Genomic DNA, 18,380 nt, shown 5'->3' on the forward strand with positions numbered 1-18,380 from the left:
GGACACTGCACAGGAAGCGCCGCGAAGTCGTAGAATGCCAGGCTGGATAAACTGAGACAGGCCGCGCCGCGGCCGGCACCGCCATGAGCACTTCCGCACCGATCTTTACCGACCCGTCCCACGTCAAGGACGCCTTGCGCGACGACGGCTATGCCGTGCTGCGCCCGCAGGACGTGGCCGCCCTGGCCGGCTGTCCGCTGGAGGCGCTGCGCGCGCTCGAACCCAGCTGGGACACCCTGGCGCTCGACAACTACCTGAAGGATGGCGGCCGCTACCGCCGCCGGCGCCACTCATGCTTCGTGCAGGATGGCGCGCGCCTGACGCAGACGGCGCACCGTCCGCACTGGCAGCCGGTCGAGTACAACGCCCTGCACGGCGGCATGCACCGCCTGTTCGAGCCGGTGGAACCGGCCATCGTCGCGCAGGCGGCCTGGCAGCAGCTGATCCGCGCGCTGGGCGACGCCTGCTCGCAGGTGAAGGGGCAGCAGCCGTGGTTCATCGAGGCGCACCAGTTCCGCATCGATACCACCGACGGCATCGGCCGCCCCACGCCGGAAGGCGCGCACCGCGATGGCGTCGACTTCGTCGCCGTGCTGCTGATCGGCCGTGCGCAGATCAAGGGCGGCGAGACGCGCATCTTCGAAGCCGATGGCCCCAACGGCAAGCGTTTCACCCTGACGGAGCCGTGGTCGCTGCTGCTGCTCGACGACGCGGCCGTGATCCATGAGTCGACGCCGATCCAGCCCATCGGCGAGCATGGGCACCGCGACACCCTGGTGCTGACGTACCGGGCTGGTCAATTCCAGGGCGAGAACTGAGCGGCGGCCCCGACATTCCCTGGGGCCAAAATAGTTACTTGGAAGTTACTTTTACAGACCTAAATCCGATATAGTCACAGGATGTCGATATTGCGCGCCCACTGCGCCCAGCATCAAATATACTGAATTCTAGGAGAGGTCTGTGGACTCCAACAACCAAATCAAGCCTGACGAAATCGAGATCCTGATCGTCGAGGACAGCCCGACCCAGGCGGAGCGCTTGCGCCGCCTGATCCAGTCGCTGCACTACAATGCGCGCGTGGCGGCGAATGGCCAGCTGGCCCTGGCCGCCATCCGCGAACGCAAGCCGCACCTGGTGCTGTCCGATATCGTCATGCCTGAAATGAACGGCTACGACCTGTGCCGCGCCATCAAGTCCGACCCGACCCTGCGCGACATTCCCGTGATCCTCGTCACCTCGCTCAACGATCCGAAGGACATCATCCGCGGCATCGAGTGCGGCGCCGACAATTTCATCCGCAAGCCGTACGCGGAAGACTATCTGCTCAACCGCATCAGCCACATGCTGATGAACCAGAAGCTGCGCAAGAACCAGAATGTGGAAATCGGCATCGCCCTGTACCTGGGCGACCAGAAGCACTTCATCAATGCGGAACGCCAGCAAATCCTCGACCTGCTGATCTCCACCTATGAGCAGGCGGTGCAGGTCAATGGCGAACTGCAGGCGCGCGAACGCCAGGTGATCGAACTGAACATGCGCCTGGCGCACCACGCGGCCGAACTGGAAACCATCAACCGCGAAATCGCCCTGAAAAACCTGGAACTGGCCGAGGCGAGCCGCATGAAGTCGGCCTTCATCGCCAACATGTCGCACGAACTGCGCACGCCGCTGAACGCCATCATCGGCTTCACCGGCGCGCTGCTGATGAAACTGCCCGGCCCCCTGACGGCCGACCAGGACAAGCAGCTCAACACCATCCGCGCCAGCGCGCGCCACCTGCTCTCGCTGATCAACGACATCCTCGACGTGGCGAAGATCGAGGCGGGCAAGCTGACCCTGTCGATCGAACCCGTGCACTGCCAGGAACTGATGGCCGAGGTGGCCGACACCCTGCGCCCGCTGGCCCAGCAAAAGGGCCTGGCGCTGGAAATCGAACTGGGCGAGGCAAGCCAGAAGCCCGCCATCATCGACACGGACCGCCGCGCGCTGACGCAAATCCTCATCAACCTGCTCAACAACGCCATCAAGTTCACGGAACAGGGCACGGTGCGCATCAGCCTGGCCCAGCGCCAGGAAGACGGCGTGCAGGTGACGGAAATGAGCATCGCCGACAGCGGCGCCGGCATCAAGGAAGAAGACCAGGCCAAGCTGTTCCAGGCCTTCTCGCAGCTCGATTCCACCTCCACGCGCCACGTGGAAGGCGCGGGACTGGGCCTGTACCTGTGCCAGAACCTGGCCAACGCCATCGGCGGCGCCCTGTTCTTCAACAGCGACTACGGCTCGGGCAGCACATTTACGCTGGCCCTGCGCAGCAAGGCGTAATCGCTGTGCGATGCAACATGCAATTGTGATTTTTTAGCATTTTAGACAGATCGACACCGTAGTTCTACTGTATTGCACTGCACCATTTTTAGCGCTATAGTAGAACTGTCTCCTCCAATTCGTTCTCCGAACATTGGATTCAGCCCGCGCCGCAAGGTACGCGGGCTTTTTTTTGCTTGGTGGCCATCGAACCCAAGCTGCTGCGCGGTGCGCCTTGCGGCCGGCGATGCCCACCATACTGTACTGAAGTACGGCTGCGCTTCTCGGCCACAATACCCATCCGCTCGCAATGGTTGGGTTCGATGTTGCGGCGCCAAATGATGAAACATCGGCCAGATGTGAACATTAACTACATCAAGTGATTTAGTTATATCAATCGTTTGAGATATGTGATTCAATCTGGGGCATGACTGAAAAAAACATTTCCCATACATCACATGCCGACGACGGGCGCAAGCCCCGTTCCGATGGCGAACAGTCGCGCGAGCGCCTGCTGCATAGCGCCATCCGCCTGTTTGCCGAACAGGGCTACGCCAAGACATCCACGCGCGAACTGGCGCAGGCGGCCGGCACGAACGCGGCCGCCATCCGCTATTATTTTGGCGACAAGGCGGGCCTGTACCGCGCCGCGTTCGCCCAGCAATCGGCCAACCCGCAAGACAATATCGCCCTGTACGAGCAGCCCCATTTCAGCCTGCGCCAAAGCCTGGAAGGCTTTTATGCGCAGCTGCTCGCGCCCATGCAGCAGGGCGAGATCGCGCGCGACTGCATGCGCCTGTGGTGCCGCGAGATGCTCGAACCGACGGGCCTGTGGGCGCGCGAGATCGACCAGAATATCCGCCCCGAACATGAAGCGCTCACGCGCGTGCTGGCGCGCCACCTGGGCGCGCCGGACAACAGCGACGACATGCACCGGCTGGCGTTTTCCATCGCCTCGCTGGCCTTGCAGCACATGGTCGGCGCCGAGGTGCTGCAGACCCTGCGCCCGCAATTGCTGGAAACGCCATACGCCGTCGACACCTGGCTGGCGCGCATGACCGACTACGCGCTGGCCATGGCCGAGGTGGAACGCCGCCGCCTCGCGCCCCCCTCCTCCACACCCCACCCGCTCAACGACAAGCACAAGGAACAGCATGACGATTAGCATGACGATTCGCCGCAACGCCATTCAGCGCGCCCTGGCCGCCAGCATCGCGCTGGCCCTGGGCGGCTGCGCGCTGCAGGGGCCGCCCGCCGCCGTGGCCGCCAGCGCGCCCGCGCAATGGCAGGCGCCGCTGCCGCACAACGGCAGCCTGACGGACCTGGCCAGCTGGTGGCAGCACCAGGGCGACAGCCTGCTGGTGGAACTGATCACCGACGCGCAGCAGGTCAGCCCCACCATCGCCGCCGCCGGCACGCGCATCGCGCAGGCGCGCGCCGACAGGGTGGCCAGCGGCGCCGCGTTGGCGCCCACCCTCGATGCCACGGGCAGCGTGGTGCGCACCAGCCAGCAATCATCGCAACCGAGCGGCACCACCTCGCAGGCGGCCCTGCAGGCGTCGTGGGAAATCGACGTCTTTGGCGCCAACCGCGCCACGCGCGACGCGGCGCAGGAACGCTACGACAGCGCCCGCGCGCAGTGGCACGACGCGCGCGTCTCCGTCGCCGCCGAAGTGGCGAACCAGTACTACGCCTTGCGCGCCTGCCAGCAATTGCAGGGCGTGGCCGAGCAGGACGCCGTCTCGCGCCGCGATTCGGCGCGCCTGACGGAGCTGAGCGCCGGCGCCGGCTTCCAGCCGCCGGCCAACGCCGCCCTGGCCCGCGCCAGCGCCGCCGAAGGCGCCAGCCGCGCCATCGAACAGCGCGCCGCCTGCGACGTCAGCGTGAAAGCCCTGGTGGCCCTGTCGGCCATGCCGGAAGCTGCCTTGCGCCAGAAGCTGGCCGCCAGCCCCTTTGTTGCGCCCTCGCCCGTGGCGATCGCGGACCTGCCGGCGCAGACCCTCGCCCAGCGGCCCGACATCTACAGCGCCGAGCGCGAAGTGGCGGCCGCCAGCTTCGAAGTGCGTGGCGCGCAGGCGCAGCGCTATCCTCGCTTGAGCCTGGCCGGCTCCATCGGCAAGGGCAATATCCGCAGCGGCGGCACCAGCATCACGGCCAGCACCTGGAGCATCGGCCCGCTGGCCGTCAGCCTGCCCATCTTCGACGGCGGCACCCGCCGCGCGCAGATCGCCGCGGCCACGGCGCGCTACGACGAGGCCGTGGTGAAATACCGCGCCGGCGTGCGCCAGGCCGTGCGCGAAGTGGAAGAGGCGCTGGTCAACCTGGCCAGCACGGACGAGCGCAGCGAGCATGCCAAAACCGCGCTGGAAGGCTACCGCGTGTCGTTCGTCGCCACCGAGGACCGCTACAAGAATGGCCTGGCCAGCCTGATCGAACTGGAAGACGCGCGCCGCACCCGCCTGGCCGCCGAAAACACGGTGGTCAACCTGGAGCGCGAACGCAGCGCCGCCTGGGTAGCGCTGTACCGCGCCGCCGGCGGCGGCTGGAACAGCGGCAGCGCCAGCAACAACACCGGCAGCACCAACGCCATCGCCAACAACGCACCCTGACGGATACGACAACATGAAAAGACTGACCCTGAAACCGATGGCGCTCGCGCTGGCCACCCTCTGCCTGGCGCTGGGCGCCGGCGTGGCCCTGTACTCCCCGTCGTCCACGGCGGCCGATGAGGCCAAAGATAAAAACGCAACGCAAAAGCCCGCGCTGACCGTCACCACGGCCAAGCCGCAGACGGCCAGCCTGCCCATCAAGCTGAGCGCCAACGGCAACGTGGCCGCCTGGCAGGAAGCCGTCATCGGCAGCGAATCGAACGGCTTGCGCCTCACCGAGGTCCGCGTGAATGTCGGCGACGTCGTGCGCGCCGGCCAGGTGCTGGCCGTGTTCTCGAACGACACGGTGAACGCCGACGTGGCGCAAGCCAAGGCCGCCGTGCTGGAAGCGGAGGCGAATGCCGCCGAAGCCTCCGCCAACGCGCAGCGCGCCCGCTCGCTGCAAAGCACGGGCGCCATCAGCGCGCAGCAGATCAGCCAGTACCTGACGGCCGAACAGACGGCCAACGCGCGCATCGCATCAAGCAAGGCGCAGCTGGCATCGCAGCAGCTGCGCCTGAAATACACGCAGGTGCTGGCACCCGACAGCGGCGTCATCTCCTCGCGTTCGGCCACCGTCGGCTCCGTGGTGGGCGCCGGCACGGAACTGTTTCGCATGATCCGCCAGGGGCGCCTGGAATGGCGCGCCGAGGTGACGGCCACCGAGCTGCTGAACCTGAAGCCGGGCACCCTGGCGCAGGTGAAGGCGGCCAATGGCAGCGTCCTCACAGGCAAGGTGCGCATGATCGCCCCCACCGTCGATCCGCAAACGCGCTCGGCCCTCGTCTACGTGGACCTGCCGGCCAGCACGGGCACGAACGCGCCGTTCAAGGCCGGCATGTACGCCAGCGGCGAATTCGAACTGGGCACGTCGGGCGCGCTGACCGTGCCGCAGCAGGCCATCGCCGTGCGCGATGGCTTCAGCTATGTCTTCCGCCTCAATCCCGACCAGCGCGTCAGCCAGATCAAGGTGCAGCCGGGACGCCGGCTGACGGACCGCATCGAGATCATGAAAGGCATCACGGCCGACACCACCATCGTCGTCAGCGGCGCCGGCTTCCTCAATGACGGTGATTTGGTTCGCAATGTGCAGGCTCCGGCACCGGCCAGGCCTGCCGTCGCCCAGGCAGCGAAAAAGTAAGGAGAGGCCATGAATTTTTCCTCCCTCTCGATCAAGAACCCGATCCCGGCCATCATGCTGTTCGCGCTGCTGACCCTGGCCGGCCTGCTGGCTTACAAGGCCAACCCGGTGCAGGATTTCCCCGACATCGAACTGCCCATCGTCACCGTCAGCGCCGTGCTGCCGGGCGCCGCGCCGGCGCAACTGGAAACGGAAGTGGCGCGCAAGATCGAAGACTCCGTCGCCACACTGCAAGGCGTCAAAAACATCTATACCAAGGTGCTCGATGGCGTGGTCACGGTGACCGTCGAATTCATCCTGGAAAAGCAGATCGCCGAAGCCGTCAACGACGTGCGCGACGCCGTCGCCCGCGTCAAGGCGGACATGCCGGCCGAGCTGCGCGACCCCACCGTCACCAAGGCGTCCACGGCCGGGCGCGTGGTGCTGACCTTCATCGCCACGGCGAAACCCGGCGTCGACAATCCGCTCGATGCGCCCGACCTGTCCTGGTACGTCGACAACACGGTGGCCAAGCGCCTGCTGACGGTGCCCGGCGTGGGCGCCGTGACCCGCGTGGGCGGCGTCTACCGCGAGATCCAGGTGGAACTCGACGAGGCGCGCATGGCGGCGCTGAAGGTGTCGGCGCTCGACGTGTCGCGCCAGCTGCGGCTGGTGCAGCGCGAAGCGCCCGGCGGCCGGGGCGACGTCAGCGGCGCCGAACAGTCGGTGCGCACCATCGCCACCGTCAAGACGGCCGATGAACTGGCCAAGATCGACATTCCCCTGCCGGACGGGCGCCACGTGCGCCTGGAGCAGGTCGCCACCGTGCGCGACACCATCGCCGAGCCGCGCGCGCTGGCCGAGCAGGATGGCAAGACCGTCGTCGCCTTCGAAGTGTTCCGCACCAAGGGCGCCAGCGAAGTGGCCGTCGCCAAGGGCGCGCGCGCCGCCATCGCCGACCTGCAGAAGGAAAACCCCAGCGTGGTGCTGCAGCAGTCGATCGACAATGCCTTCCCCGTCGAGGAAAACTTCGACGGCTCGATGGAGCTGCTGTACGAAGGCGCGCTGCTGGCCGTGCTGGTGGTGTGGTGGTTCCTGCGCGACTGGCGCGCCACCCTGGTGGCCGCCGCCGCCCTGCCCCTGTCGGTGATGCCGGCGTTCCTCGGCATCTACTGGTTCGGCTACACGCTCAACACCGTCACCCTGCTGTCGCTGGCCCTGGTGGTCGGCGTACTGGTCGACGACGCCATCGTGGAAATCGAAAACATCGAGCGCCATCTGCGCATGGGCAAGTCGCCGATGGAAGCGGCCATGGAAGCGGCCGACGAAATCGGCATGGCGGTGATCGCCACCACCTTCGCGCTGGTCGCCGTGTTCCTGCCGACGGCGTTCATGAGCGGCATTCCCGGCCTGTTCTTCAAGCAGTTCGGCTGGACCGCCGTGCTGGCCGTGCTGGCGTCGCTGGTGGTGGCGCGGCTGCTCACGCCGATGATGGCGGCGTACATCTTGAAACCGCTGCCGCACAAGGAAGAAAAGGATGGCTGGCTGATGACGCGCTACCTGACCGTCATGCGCTGGTGCCTGAGGCACCGCGGCATCACGGCCATCGCCTCGGCCCTGTTCTTTGTCGGCTCGATCCTGCTCGTGCCGCTGCTGCCGACGGGCTTCGTGCCGGCCGCCGACCGCGCGCAGACGCAGATCAACCTGGAACTGCCACCCGGCTCCACCCTGGCGGAAACCCAGGCCGTGGCGGCCATGGCGCGCAATGCGGCCATGCAGATTCCCGGCATCCAGGGCGTCTTCAGTTCGATCGGCGGCGGCTCCAGCGGCGACGCCTTCGCCCCCGGCGCGGCGGCCGAGGCGCGCCGCGCCGTGCTGACATTGACCACCGTGCACCGCACCGACCGCAAGGAATCGATGGCCGGCCTGGAAACGCAGCTGCGCCACAAGCTCGATGCGATTCCCGGCGCCCGCTTCACGGTGGGACCGCCCGACACGGGCGTCAAGATGCAGCTGGTGCTGCGTTCGGAAGACCCGGTGGCGCTGATGGAAGCGGCGCAAAAGGTCGAGCGCGAACTGCGCGGCCTGAAAGGCATCGGCAACGTCAATTCCAGCGCGTCTCTCGTGCGCCCGGAAATCATCGTGCGGCCCGATTTTGCCAGGGCGGCCGACCTGGGCGTGACGGCGGCGGCCATCGGCGAAACCGTGCGCGTGGCCACGGCGGGCGACTACGATACGGACCTGACCAAAATGAACCTGCCCGAGCGGCAAGTGCCGATCCGCGTCAAGCTGCCCGACAGCGTGCGCGCCGACCTGGCCGCCATCGAACGCCTGACCGTGCCCGGCAAGAATGGCCCTGTGCGCCTGGCGAACGTGGCCACCGTGACGATGGAAAGCGGTCCGGCGCAGATCGACCGCCTGAACCGCAGCCGCAACGTGACCCTCGACGTGGAACTCGGTTCGCGCACCCTGGGCGAATTGAACGAGGAAGCGCGCGCGCTGCCGTCGATGAAGAACTTGCCGCCTGCCGTGAAGATCGCCGAACTGGGCGACGCGCAGGAAATGGCCTCGCTGTTCGCCAGCTTCGGCCTGGCCATGCTGATCGGCGTGCTGTGCATCTACTGCGTGCTGGTGCTGCTGTTCAAGGACTTCATGCAGCCGATGACCATCCTGGCGGCCCTGCCGCTGTCGATCGGCGGCGCCTTCGTGGCCCTGCTGATCACGGGCAGCGCGCTGTCGATGCCGTCGATGATCGGCCTGATCATGCTGATGGGGATCGTCACGAAGAACTCGATCCTGCTGGTCGACTATGCGATCCTGGCGCGCCAGGCGGGCATGAACCGCTTCGACGCGCTGGTCGACGCCTGCCACAAGCGCAGCCGGCCGATCCTGATGACGACCATCGCCATGGGCGCCGGCATGATGCCGCTGGCGCTGGGCTGGGGCGCCGATCCCAGCTTCCGCTCGCCGATGGCCATCACCGTCATCGGCGGCCTGATCACCTCGACCTTGTTGAGCCTGCTGGTGGTGCCGGCCGTCTTCACCTACATCGACGACCTGGAGCACCTGCTCAAGCGCGGCATGGCGAAACTGCGCCGACACAAGGCGCCGGCGCGGCGCGATGACGCGGTGGTGCTGGAAAAGTAAGCGCCACGGCAAACGGCAAAATCGCCCCCTGCGGGCAAGGAAGCGAGGCGGCGGCCAACAGGCCGCGCTCCCTCGCTTCCATCTATCTGGCATACTGCGCCCATTCTCCATGAACGCATTCTGCCCTGCCTATGAATTACCGCACCCCGCTCACCCTGCTACTGGCCACCAGCCTGCTCGGCGCCTGTTCGAACAAGACCGCTCCTGCCAGCGCCAGCGTGGCCGACTCGGCAGCCGACGTGGCCGCCAGCGCGCCTGCCAGCGCCGACGATGCCGCATCGGCCGCATCGGACGCAGCATCTGATGCCGTGCGCCCGCCCGTCGCCACCGCAGCCAAGACGGAAGACATGAACACGCCCGAGGCGCGCGAGCGCGAAGCGGGCATGATGCGCGCCGTCTTCGGCAAGGAATACCGCGACGACAGCGACGATGCGCTGGCCGACCTGCCCGACCCGGACAAGCATATCGACAAGCTCAGTTACGTGGTCAGCGCCGTCAGCCACAAGGTGCTGCCCGATGGCCGCGCCATCCTGGTGGCGAATGCGGAGACGGCCAACACGGAAGGCACGGCCGAATCGGCGCACGCGTCATCAGGACTGCTGAACGTCTTTTTCCTGGCGCCCAAGGGCCAGCCGGGCGATGGCCAGTGGAAGGTCGTGAAACGGCTGGAAAACATCGCCGCCCTCGGTTCATCGGGGCAGCTTGGGGAAGTCCACTGGGTCACGCTGGGGGCGAACAAGCCGGGCCTGGCGATCCGCCATGGCTACACGGGCCAGGGCTACACGATCACGCAACTGGCGCTGTTTGAAATCGGCGATGGCAAGGTCACGGCGCTCGATGGCGGCATCGACCTGTACTCGGACAATATGGGCGCCTGCACGCCGGACATGGATGAATGCTGGCTGGTCGACGGAAGCTGGCGCTTCGCACCCGCGCGCGACGGCGGCGCCTACGACGACCTGCTGATCGACTTCAAGGGTTCTTCCGAGAAGATCAAGCCCGGCGCCACCGTCAAGCCGGACCAGGACCCGCCGCGCATCGCCACGCCCTTGAATGGCCACGCGCGCTATGCCTTCGATGGCAAGGGCTATAAGCTGGTCGAAGGAAAGAATCCCGTGCCGGGTATTTAATGGGGCCAGACCCTGGGGCCAGACCCGCCGGGTCCGACCCCACGCAAGCGAGCTACTTGCGCGCCGCCTCCAGGCGCGCCAGCAGCGGCGCATACATGTCGCGCGTATGGCTGCTCCAGCGGGCCATGGCGCTGTCGATATCGAGCAGCAGGCGTTCCGACAATACCTTGTCGCCCTGCCGCAGCGCCCAGATCGCGCATTCGGCGCGGCACTCGAAACTGTTGTAGCGCGTCAGCGCATCGTCGAATTCCGCTTTCGCCTCCGCCTGGCGCCCGCTTTGCGCCAGCGCGCGCGCCGTCAGCAGGGACACCATCTCGGGACGAAAATGGATGTCGCTGCGGCGGATGAATGCCAGGTGCGTCAGCGCTTCGGCGCCCCGCTCGCACTCCAGGTAGGCGCGCGCCGCGCCCAGGCGGATTTCCAGGTCAGATGAAAACGCGCCCTGCAGGCACGCTTCATACGTCGCTGCCGCCTCTTGCGGGTTGCCCGCTTCGAGCAGCGCGCTGGCCAGGCGCATCTGGTTCTGCGCCGTCGGCGTGTAGTCGAAGGCGGCTTTCGCCTCGCGCAACTCGCGGTTCGGATCGAGCACCTGCACGGCCACCGACGCCACCTTGCGCGCGCCTTGCGGCAGGCGCGAATTGGGCAGGTAGATGGCGAAGAAATACACCACGCTGCCCAAGAGCGGGAACATGAATAAAATGAGCAGCCAGTACAGCTGCTGCCCGTTGCGCACCACGTGAATCGCAAAGAAGACCGCGATCAGGATGTGGATGCCTATGCCAAAAATCGTCATGCTTCAACCTCGTTCATTCGTGACGGGAGCGGCCGGCACCATGCCGCCGCTTTCCCTGATGAGAATATTACACTGGCCGCCGCCGCAAGTAGCGCCGGGCACGCCGGCGCTACGGCGCGCTGGCTTGCCAGCCGCCGCCCATGGCCCGGTACAGGTCGACGGAGGAAACAAGAATGCGCGTCTTCAGCTGCAGCAGGCCCACGTCGGCGCTATAGAGGGTGCGCTGGGCGTCGAGTTCCTCCAGGTAGGAGGCATAGCCATTGCGGTAGCGGTTGTGCGCGATGCGCAGCGTCTCGGCCGCCGTGGCGCGGCGCGCGTCGTTTTCCACGGCTTGCTGCTGCAGCCGGTAGATGGCGCCCAGGCTGTTCTCCGTTTCGGCGAAAGCATTCCTCACCACGTTTTCATACGCGTACACCAGCTGGTCGCGCTGCGCGCCCGCCGCATCCGTCTGCGCCTGGACCCTGCCGCCGTCGAACAAGGGGCCGGCCGCCAGTGCCGTCAAGCGCCACAGGGCCGTCGGCGCATGCAGGAAATCCGTGAGTGTCGTGGCCTGGCCGCCACCCACGGCCGTCAGTTTGAACGACGGCAGCAGCTGGTCGCGCGTGGCCGCCAGGCTGGCGTTGGCGGCCGCCAGATTGTGTTCCGCGCGCGCGATGTCGGGCCGGCGGCGCAGCAGTTCGGATGGCAGCCCCGCCGGCACGGAGGGCGCAGTCAGTTGCGCCAGCGGCATGCCGCGCGCGATGGGGCCGGGATTGCCGCCGACCAGCACGGCGAGCGCGTTTTCCTGTTCAAAAATCTGCCGCTGCAGCTGCGGCACCTGCTCGGCCGCCGCATGGTATTCCGACTGCGCCTGCAGCCATTCCAGGCGCGAGCTGTAGCCCACCTCGAACTGCTTGCGGGCCAGCTCGCGCGACTGTTCGCGCAGCTGCAGGGTCGATTGCGTCAGCGCCAGCTGCGCATCGAGGCCGCGCAGATTCAGGTAGGCCGTGGCCACGCTGGCGGCGATCGACAGGGCCGCCGCATCGAGGCTGGCCTGCTCGGCGCGGTAGCTTTCGCCCGCCGCGTCGCTGAGCTTGGCCAGGCGGCCCCACACATCGATTTCATAGCTGGCCTGCAGTTCAGCCTGGAAGACATTCGTCACATACGGCACGCCGTTGTAGGCCAGGGTGCGCGTGCGCGTGGGCGAGCCATCGAAGGCCAGGTTCGGCGCGCGGTTGGCGTCGGCCTGCGCCAGGCGCGCGCGGTATTCCTGCACGCGGGCGCGCGCCACGCGCAAGTCGCCGTTGCGCGCCAGCGCCTCGCCCACCAGGTCGCTCAGCACGGGGTCGCCAAAGGCCTGCCACCACAGCTGCTCGACATGCGCGCCATCGGCGGTGGCAATCGGCGCCGGCGCGCGCCAGCCGGACGGCAGCTGCAGGCTCGATGCCGGCTGCGGCGGGGCCTTGGCGGCGCAGCCGGCCAGCGCCAGCGCGCCCGCGAGGATGACATGGCGGCGTTTCATGGCTTGGCCTTCGCGGGCGCCTTCTTCGGCGGGGGCGGCGGCGGCGCGGGATTTTCCGCCGAGTCGTTCAACACGGCGGACGTATCGACGCTGACCACCACCGACATGCCCGGCAGCAGGCGGCGCGCATTCGCCTGGCCCGGATCGATGCGGATGCGCACGGGAATCCGCTGGGCAATCTTCAGGTAATTGCCCGTCGCGTTATCGGCCGGCAGCACGGAAAACTCGGAACCCGTGGCCGGCGAAATGCGCTCGACCTGTCCCGTCAGCACGGCGCCATCGAGGGCGTCGACGTGGAAGGTGGCGCTTTGCCCTTCCTGCACGCCATTCATCTGCGTTTCCTTGAAATTGGCGATGACCCACATCTGCCGCGGCACCAGCGCCATCAGCTGCGCGCCCGAATTCACGTAGGCGCCCTGGCGCACCGTCACCTGGCCCAGCTGGCCATCGGAAGGCGCCACGATGCGCGTGTTATCGAGGTCGATCTTCGCCGCCTTGACGGCTGCCTGCGCGTTCGCCACGGCCGCTTCCAGCGACAGCTTGTTGACCACCACGGAATGCGCGCTTTGCTGGGCGATGTCGAGATTGGCCCGCGCCTGCGCCAGCGCGGCCGCCATCTGCGCCTGCGCCGCGCGCGACTGGTCGTGTTCGCGCTGCGACAGCGAGCCGTCGGCCACCAGCTGCTCCACCCGGTTCAAGTCGGCGCTGGCCTTGCGCGCCTGCGCTTCCGCATTCGCCATCACGGCCTGGCTGACGGCGATGCCCGCCTCCGCGCTGGCCTTTTGCTGCGTCCAGTTCGACAGCGCCGCCTGCTGCGCGGCCAGTTGCGCCTGCGCCTGTTCATAGCGCTGCTGGTAGATGCGGTCGTCGATGCGCACCAGCAGCTGCCCTTCCTTGACGTCCATGAAATCCTGCACCGTCACTTCCACGACATAGCCGGACAGCTGGGTGCCGATGATCGTCACCTGCCCCCGCACGGTGGCGTTTTCCGTCGTCACGATGGGGCTGGTGAACGGCGGCAATCGCCACGCGTACAGCACGATCAGCACCCCCACCAGGGCCACGGCGGCGAAGGCCAGCGCGGACAGCCACTGATGGCGGCGGTCGGGCTGCGGCGGCGTGGCGCTTGCCGCTGGCGCCGGTGGCGCTGCGGGGACGGCGGGAGCGGAAGGTGGCGTGGTGTTATTGTCTGTCATTGCTCGGTTCCGAATTGGTAATGGGGACGATGGACATGGCCGTCTGCGCGTCGCGCACGGGGCCGACCAGGCGCCGCGCGCCGGTGGTGATGCGGGTCCAGAACTGGCTGACCAGCATCCACAGCAGGGTGGCGAGGGCGACGCCGGCGATCATCAGGAAAACATCGTTGTAGGCGAGGACATTGGCTTCGCGCGTGGCGATGGCGCCCAGGCGCGCCACGCCTTCGGCGCTGCGCAAGGTGGGGTCCGTCAGCACGCCGCCGTAGCCGGCCGCGCCCGACTGCACGCGCGCGGCCACCTGCGGGTCGAGCATGGTGAGATGTTCGACGAGGTAGCTGGAGTGGTATTTTTCGCGCGCCGTCTGGATGGTGCCGACGATGGCCGAACCGAGCAGGCCGCCCAGGTTCTGCGTCATGGTAAACATCACGGAAAAACTCACCAGGTTGCGCGGTTCGGCGATCACGGCGCCCATGCCGGCCACCATCGTGGGGCCGAGAAAATACGTGCCGCCAAAGGCCAGCAGGAACTGGCTCACATACATGTTGACGGGGCGCGTCTGGCTGGTGGCGTGCGCGTCGATCAGGGCACCGAAGGCGATCAGCAGCAGCGCGAACATCAGCGAGCGGTTCAGCGTCGGCGGATTGATGGTCAGGGCGCTGACCACCAGGCCCGCCACGCTGCCCAGGAGCACGACGATGAACAGGTTCTGCATCTGGTCCGTATTCAGGCCCAGCGCCTGCAGAAAGCCCACGGCGCCCGTCGATTCGGACAGCACGATGCGAAACAGCAGCACGGATAAAAACAGCTTGGCGATCTTGCCCGTGGTGAGCCAGCGCGTGTTGAGCAGCGGGCGCGCGCGGTTATGCTCGATGGCCAGCGCCGCGGCGATCAGCACGATGGAAGCGGCCAGGCTCACGCCCACCCACTCGGACGCCGTCCACCACGCCGTGCGGCCCTGCGCCAGCACGGCGCACAGCAGGGCCATGCCGGGGGCGAACAGGATGAAGGTGAGGAAATCGAGCGGCTCGAATGTCTGCATGCGGTCGCCGGGCGGCAGTTTCAAGGCCAGCACGCAGCCCAGCGCCAGCAGGGCCAGACCCAGTTCGAACAGGTACAGGCCGTGCCATTCGCCGATCTGCAGCAGTTCGGAGGTGAAGATGCGCGCCAGCGGCAGGGCCAGCTGGGCAAAACCGAGGCCCAGCACCACGCCCTTCAGCCTGTGTTTGGCGGGGAAGGCCTGCAAGGTGTAGTACAGGCCCAGCACCCCCAGCGCACCGCCCACCATGCCATGCGCGGCGCGCACGGCGATCGCCGACGACAGGCTGTTGGCATACAGGTGGGCAAAGGTGACGAGCGCATACAGCACCAGGAACGCTTCCGTAAACAGGCGCAGGCCGAACTGCTGGCGGAACTTCACCAGCAGCAGATTCATCGACACGATGGTCATCACGTAGGCGGCCGGCAGCCACTGCATCTGGTAGGCATACGCCCCCAGCGCGCCTTGCAGGTTCAGGATATTGGCCGTCACCAGGCCATTGCCCAGCCCCCCCGTCAATGCGACGATCAGGCCGACGATAAAATACGCGACGCGCTTGGGCGTCGAGTGTTCGGGCATCGATGGCGACCCGGGCAAGGTCGGGCGTTCGCCCGGCCCCCAGGTGCGTGGTGTGTACTTGTCCATGCGGCAATCGCGATCAGGTGGCTGAAGCTGTTCTTTGCTGCTTTACCGCTGTTTTACTGTTGTTAAGCAAACAGTTGCAAATGAACAGTTCTCATGCGCAGCATATCACCGCAGGACGTTTTCATAGTTTACATTGTTGGAACTGGCGCGGCGGCAGGGCCGGCGTGAAACAGGCTGGAGTGGCGCCGGACGCACCAGCCCCAGCCCGGGTGGACATCACACGCGCGGCGGGTCCGTTTCGCGCGCAAACGCCCGGTGCGCGGCCAGCGCCTTTTTAAAGGCCGCCACGGCTTTCACCACCTCGCTCGACGGCACGATGAAGATGGCGGGATCAGGTTTACCATCTGGCAAGGTCGCCGGTATGCCGGCCTTGTCCAGCAAGCCCTTGCCCGCGCCGATGGCCAGCATCGGCTTGCAGTGGCGGTATTGCAACCGCAGGAAATCGAGCGCATTGGCGTCGCCGCCCAGCTGCTGCACGGCGCCCTGCCCGTCCGGGATCACGACGGCGTCGAACAGCACGGACGGCCCCGTTTCCAGGGACATTTCCACGGCCAGCGGCGCGCCGCCGCTCGTGTCGACCTTGCCCAGGTGGCTGCCCACCAGGCGCGGCACGGCGCCGTCCGCCAGCAGCGAGGCGTAAATGCTGCGCACCTGCGCGCCGTCGCTGCCCGGCCCCACCAGGATGGCCACGCGCAAGGTGTGGATGCCGGTCTTGCCGGGCCGGAAAAACAGCGACAGTTCCGGCGACGGCGGATAGCTGGGCACGGGCAGCGGCAAGACGGGTGGCATCGCCGGCGGCAAGGCCAGGCCCAGGCCATCGGCCAGGCGCTGCGCCAGGGTTTCATCGACATTGCGCAGCATGGCCACGATACGCTTGCGGATAGCCACCGTCTGCACCTTGCTCAGTTCAAAGCGGAAGGCATGCACGATATGGTCTTGCTCGACCGGTGTCTGGCTGATCCAGAACAGCCGCGCCTGGGCATAATGCTCGGCGAATTTCTCGGGCTTGCCGCGCACCTTGTCGCCCTCGGTCTGCGCGGGGAAACTGTTAAACCCTTTTGCCCCCGCCTGGTGCGGATCGCCGCCCGCCAGCGAATTGGGTTCGTACGCCACCCGGCCCCGGTTGATGGCCTGGCGATGGATGCCGTCGCGCTGGTTGTTGTGCAGCGGCGCCAGCGGCGAGTTGATGGGAATCTCGTGGAAATTGGCGCCGCCCAGGCGCGTGATCTGCGTGTCCACATACGAGTGGATACGGCCCTGCAGCAGCGGGTCATTGGAAAAATCGATGCCGGGAACGATGTGCGCCGTGCAGAAGGCCACCTGCTCCGTCTCGGCGAAGAAATTGTCCGGGTTGCGGTTCAAGACCATTTTGCCGACGGGGATCAGCGGTACCAGTTCCTCGGGAATCAGCTTGGTGGGATCGAGCACGTCGAAGGGGAAGGCTTCGGCCTGTTCTTCCGTGAAGATCTGGAAGGCCAGCTCGTATTCGGGATATTCGCCGCACTCGATGGCTTCCCACAGGTCGCGGCGGTGGAAATCGGAATCGGCGCCGCTGATCTTGACGGCTTCGTCCCACACCAGCGAGTGCGTGCCGGCCAGCGGCGACCAGTGGAATTTACAGAAAACCGACTGCCCCTTGGCGTTCACGAGGCGGAAGGTATGCACGCCGAAGCCCTGCATCATGCGATAGCTGCGCGGGATGGCGCGGTCGGACATGACCCACATCAGCATGTGCGTGATTTCCGGCGACAGCGAGGCGAAATCCCAGAAGGTGTCGTGCGCGCTGGCCGCCTGCGGGATGCCGTTGTTCGGCTCGGGCTTGACGGCGTGGATCAGGTCGGGAAACTTCATCGCGTCCTGAATAAAGAAGACGGGGATGTTATTGCCCACCAGGTCCCAGTTGCCTTCGTCCGTGTAAAACTTCACGGCAAAGCCGCGCACGTCGCGCGCCGTGTCGGTCGAGCCGCGCTCGCCGGCCACCGTGGAAAAGCGCACGAAGACGGGCGTGCGCTTGCCCGCCTTGGCGAACAGCGCCGCGCGCGTATGCTTGCTTTGCTCCTTGTAGCATTCAAAGTAACCGTGGGCGGCCGAACCGCGCGCATGCACGACGCGCTCGGGAATGCGCTCATGGTCGAAGTGCGTGAGCTTTTCACGCAGAATAAAGTCTTCCATCAGGGTGGGGCCGCGCAAGCCCGCCTTCAGCGAATTCTGGTTATCGCCCACGGGCACGCCCTGGTTCGTCGTCAGCACGCAGCCGCTGTCGTCCGCGCGCGCGCGGTCCAGCGACGCATTCGCGGCGTTTTCGCCCAGGGCCGGCGCGCCCTCGCCCACTTTCGGCGACGGCGTCGTCTCACCCGTGGTGCTGGCCGTGGCCAGCGCTTCATCCGAGGCCACGTGCACGCCTTCGGCCGGTGCGCGCGCCGCCTCGCCATACTGGCCAGCCACGTTCGGATTGTCTTGCATGGCAGCCGACAGCGCCTGGCCGGCGGCGGCTTTCTTCAACAGCGCTTGCGCAACGTCGCTATTGCTGCCCAAACTTTGCGGCGAATCGGTCTCGGATGGACCGGACATGCTGCTCAAAACGGAACCCGCACCGTCCGTGGACGGCGTTTTCTTGTTGGTAGCCATTACATCTCCTGTGAGTTCTTGCCCGGGAAGTAACGCTACAACTCCCTCATTCAGCGCACGAACAGGGCAATCAAAATAATGATGGGAATAGGTACACCGATCAACCACAATAAAATGGAGCGCATTTTTCCACCCTCCTTACTGCTTGCTACTGTTACTACCTTGTGCGCGTGGGCGCTGTTCCGGTCCGCCGTAATGGCAGAGCGGGCCAGCGCCCACGCGCTATCCTTGGCAG

At 66.5% G+C, this 18,380-nt stretch carries 12 protein-coding genes; 7 read left to right on the plus strand and 5 right to left on the minus strand.

Features of this window, described 5'->3' with window-relative positions; translation table 11 throughout:
• Positions 1-83: 83 nt before the first annotated feature.
• The 7 genes from BM193_RS05445 to BM193_RS05475 all read left to right on the plus strand — a co-directional run bounded on the left by BM193_RS05445 (position 84) and on the right by BM193_RS05475 (position 10,346).
• Entirely contained in the window at positions 84-818 is a 735-nt protein-coding gene (locus BM193_RS05445; protein WP_092795991.1) for a 2OG-Fe dioxygenase family protein, read from the plus strand.
• A 142-nt stretch (positions 819-960) separates the two neighbouring features.
• Complete coding sequence (locus BM193_RS05450) at positions 961-2,322, plus strand: hybrid sensor histidine kinase/response regulator (protein WP_092795993.1); 1,362 nt, start codon at positions 961-963, stop codon at positions 2,320-2,322.
• 406 nt (positions 2,323-2,728) lie between these two features.
• Complete coding sequence (locus BM193_RS05455) at positions 2,729-3,466, plus strand: CerR family C-terminal domain-containing protein (protein ID WP_092795994.1); 738 nt, start codon at positions 2,729-2,731, stop codon at positions 3,464-3,466.
• Positions 3,456-4,910, plus strand: coding sequence for an efflux transporter outer membrane subunit (locus BM193_RS05460; protein WP_254785850.1), 1,455 nt, complete (start codon positions 3,456-3,458; stop codon positions 4,908-4,910). Before BM193_RS05455 ends, BM193_RS05460 begins: the two co-directional genes overlap by 11 nt.
• 13 nt (positions 4,911-4,923) lie before the next feature.
• Positions 4,924-6,090 (plus strand): efflux RND transporter periplasmic adaptor subunit, encoded by a 1,167-nt coding sequence (locus BM193_RS05465; RefSeq protein WP_092795998.1) that lies wholly within the window; start codon positions 4,924-4,926, stop codon positions 6,088-6,090.
• Between the two features lie 9 nt (positions 6,091-6,099).
• Entirely contained in the window at positions 6,100-9,216 is a 3,117-nt protein-coding gene (locus tag BM193_RS05470; protein WP_092795999.1) for an efflux RND transporter permease subunit, read from the plus strand.
• A gap of 131 nt (positions 9,217-9,347) precedes the next feature.
• Complete coding sequence (locus BM193_RS05475) at positions 9,348-10,346, plus strand: hypothetical protein (RefSeq protein WP_092796001.1); 999 nt, start codon at positions 9,348-9,350, stop codon at positions 10,344-10,346.
• 52 nt (positions 10,347-10,398) lie between these two features.
• On the opposite strand, the gene BM193_RS05480 is transcribed toward BM193_RS05475, so the two are convergent.
• From BM193_RS05480 to BM193_RS05500, 5 genes are all read right to left on the minus strand, one after another.
• Complete coding sequence (locus BM193_RS05480) at positions 10,399-11,139, minus strand: tetratricopeptide repeat protein (protein ID WP_092796003.1); 741 nt, start codon at positions 11,137-11,139, stop codon at positions 10,399-10,401.
• Positions 11,140-11,248: 109 nt separating this feature from the next.
• Positions 11,249-12,640, minus strand: a complete 1,392-nt coding sequence (locus BM193_RS05485) for an efflux transporter outer membrane subunit (protein WP_092796004.1) — start codon at positions 12,638-12,640, stop codon at positions 11,249-11,251.
• A complete protein-coding gene (locus BM193_RS05490) occupies positions 12,637-13,836 on the minus strand; it encodes an HlyD family secretion protein (protein WP_092796006.1) in 1,200 nt (399 codons plus the stop codon). Before BM193_RS05490 ends, BM193_RS05485 begins: the two co-directional genes overlap by 4 nt.
• Positions 13,823-15,517, minus strand: coding sequence for an MFS transporter (locus BM193_RS05495; protein WP_175533150.1), 1,695 nt, complete (start codon positions 15,515-15,517; stop codon positions 13,823-13,825). The genes BM193_RS05490 and BM193_RS05495 overlap by 14 nt, the downstream gene beginning before the upstream one ends.
• Before the next feature lie 216 nt (positions 15,518-15,733).
• The gene (locus BM193_RS05500; protein ID WP_092796009.1) at positions 15,734-18,145 is read right to left on the minus strand and encodes a catalase; all 2,412 of its coding nucleotides are present in this window, start codon (positions 18,143-18,145) and stop codon (positions 15,734-15,736) included.
• Between the last annotated feature and the right edge of the window lie 235 nt (positions 18,146-18,380).

It is taken from the genome of Janthinobacterium sp. 344 (assembly GCF_900112025.1).
GTDB lineage: Bacteria > Pseudomonadota > Gammaproteobacteria > Burkholderiales > Burkholderiaceae_D > Janthinobacterium.

Excerpts from the sequence above, each read along its gene's own strand:
- BM193_RS05480 (WP_092796003.1), bottom strand. The coding sequence starts at position 11,139 with ATGACGATTTTTGGCATAGGCATCCACATCCTGATCGCGGTCTTCTTT.
- BM193_RS05465 (WP_092795998.1), top strand. The coding sequence starts at position 4,924 with ATGAAAAGACTGACCCTGAAACCGATGGCGCTCGCGCTGGCCACCCTC.
- BM193_RS05475 (WP_092796001.1), top strand. The coding sequence starts at position 9,348 with ATGAATTACCGCACCCCGCTCACCCTGCTACTGGCCACCAGCCTGCTC.
- BM193_RS05445 (WP_092795991.1), top strand. The coding sequence starts at position 84 with ATGAGCACTTCCGCACCGATCTTTACCGACCCGTCCCACGTCAAGGAC.
- BM193_RS05455 (WP_092795994.1), top strand. The coding sequence starts at position 2,729 with ATGACTGAAAAAAACATTTCCCATACATCACATGCCGACGACGGGCGC.
- BM193_RS05485 (WP_092796004.1), bottom strand. The coding sequence starts at position 12,640 with ATGAAACGCCGCCATGTCATCCTCGCGGGCGCGCTGGCGCTGGCCGGC.
- BM193_RS05460 (WP_254785850.1), top strand. The coding sequence starts at position 3,456 with ATGACGATTAGCATGACGATTCGCCGCAACGCCATTCAGCGCGCCCTG.
- BM193_RS05490 (WP_092796006.1), bottom strand. The coding sequence starts at position 13,836 with ATGACAGACAATAACACCACGCCACCTTCCGCTCCCGCCGTCCCCGCA.
- BM193_RS05500 (WP_092796009.1), bottom strand. The coding sequence starts at position 18,145 with ATGGCTACCAACAAGAAAACGCCGTCCACGGACGGTGCGGGTTCCGTT.
- BM193_RS05495 (WP_175533150.1), bottom strand. The coding sequence starts at position 15,517 with ATGGACAAGTACACACCACGCACCTGGGGGCCGGGCGAACGCCCGACC.
- BM193_RS05470 (WP_092795999.1), top strand. The coding sequence starts at position 6,100 with ATGAATTTTTCCTCCCTCTCGATCAAGAACCCGATCCCGGCCATCATG.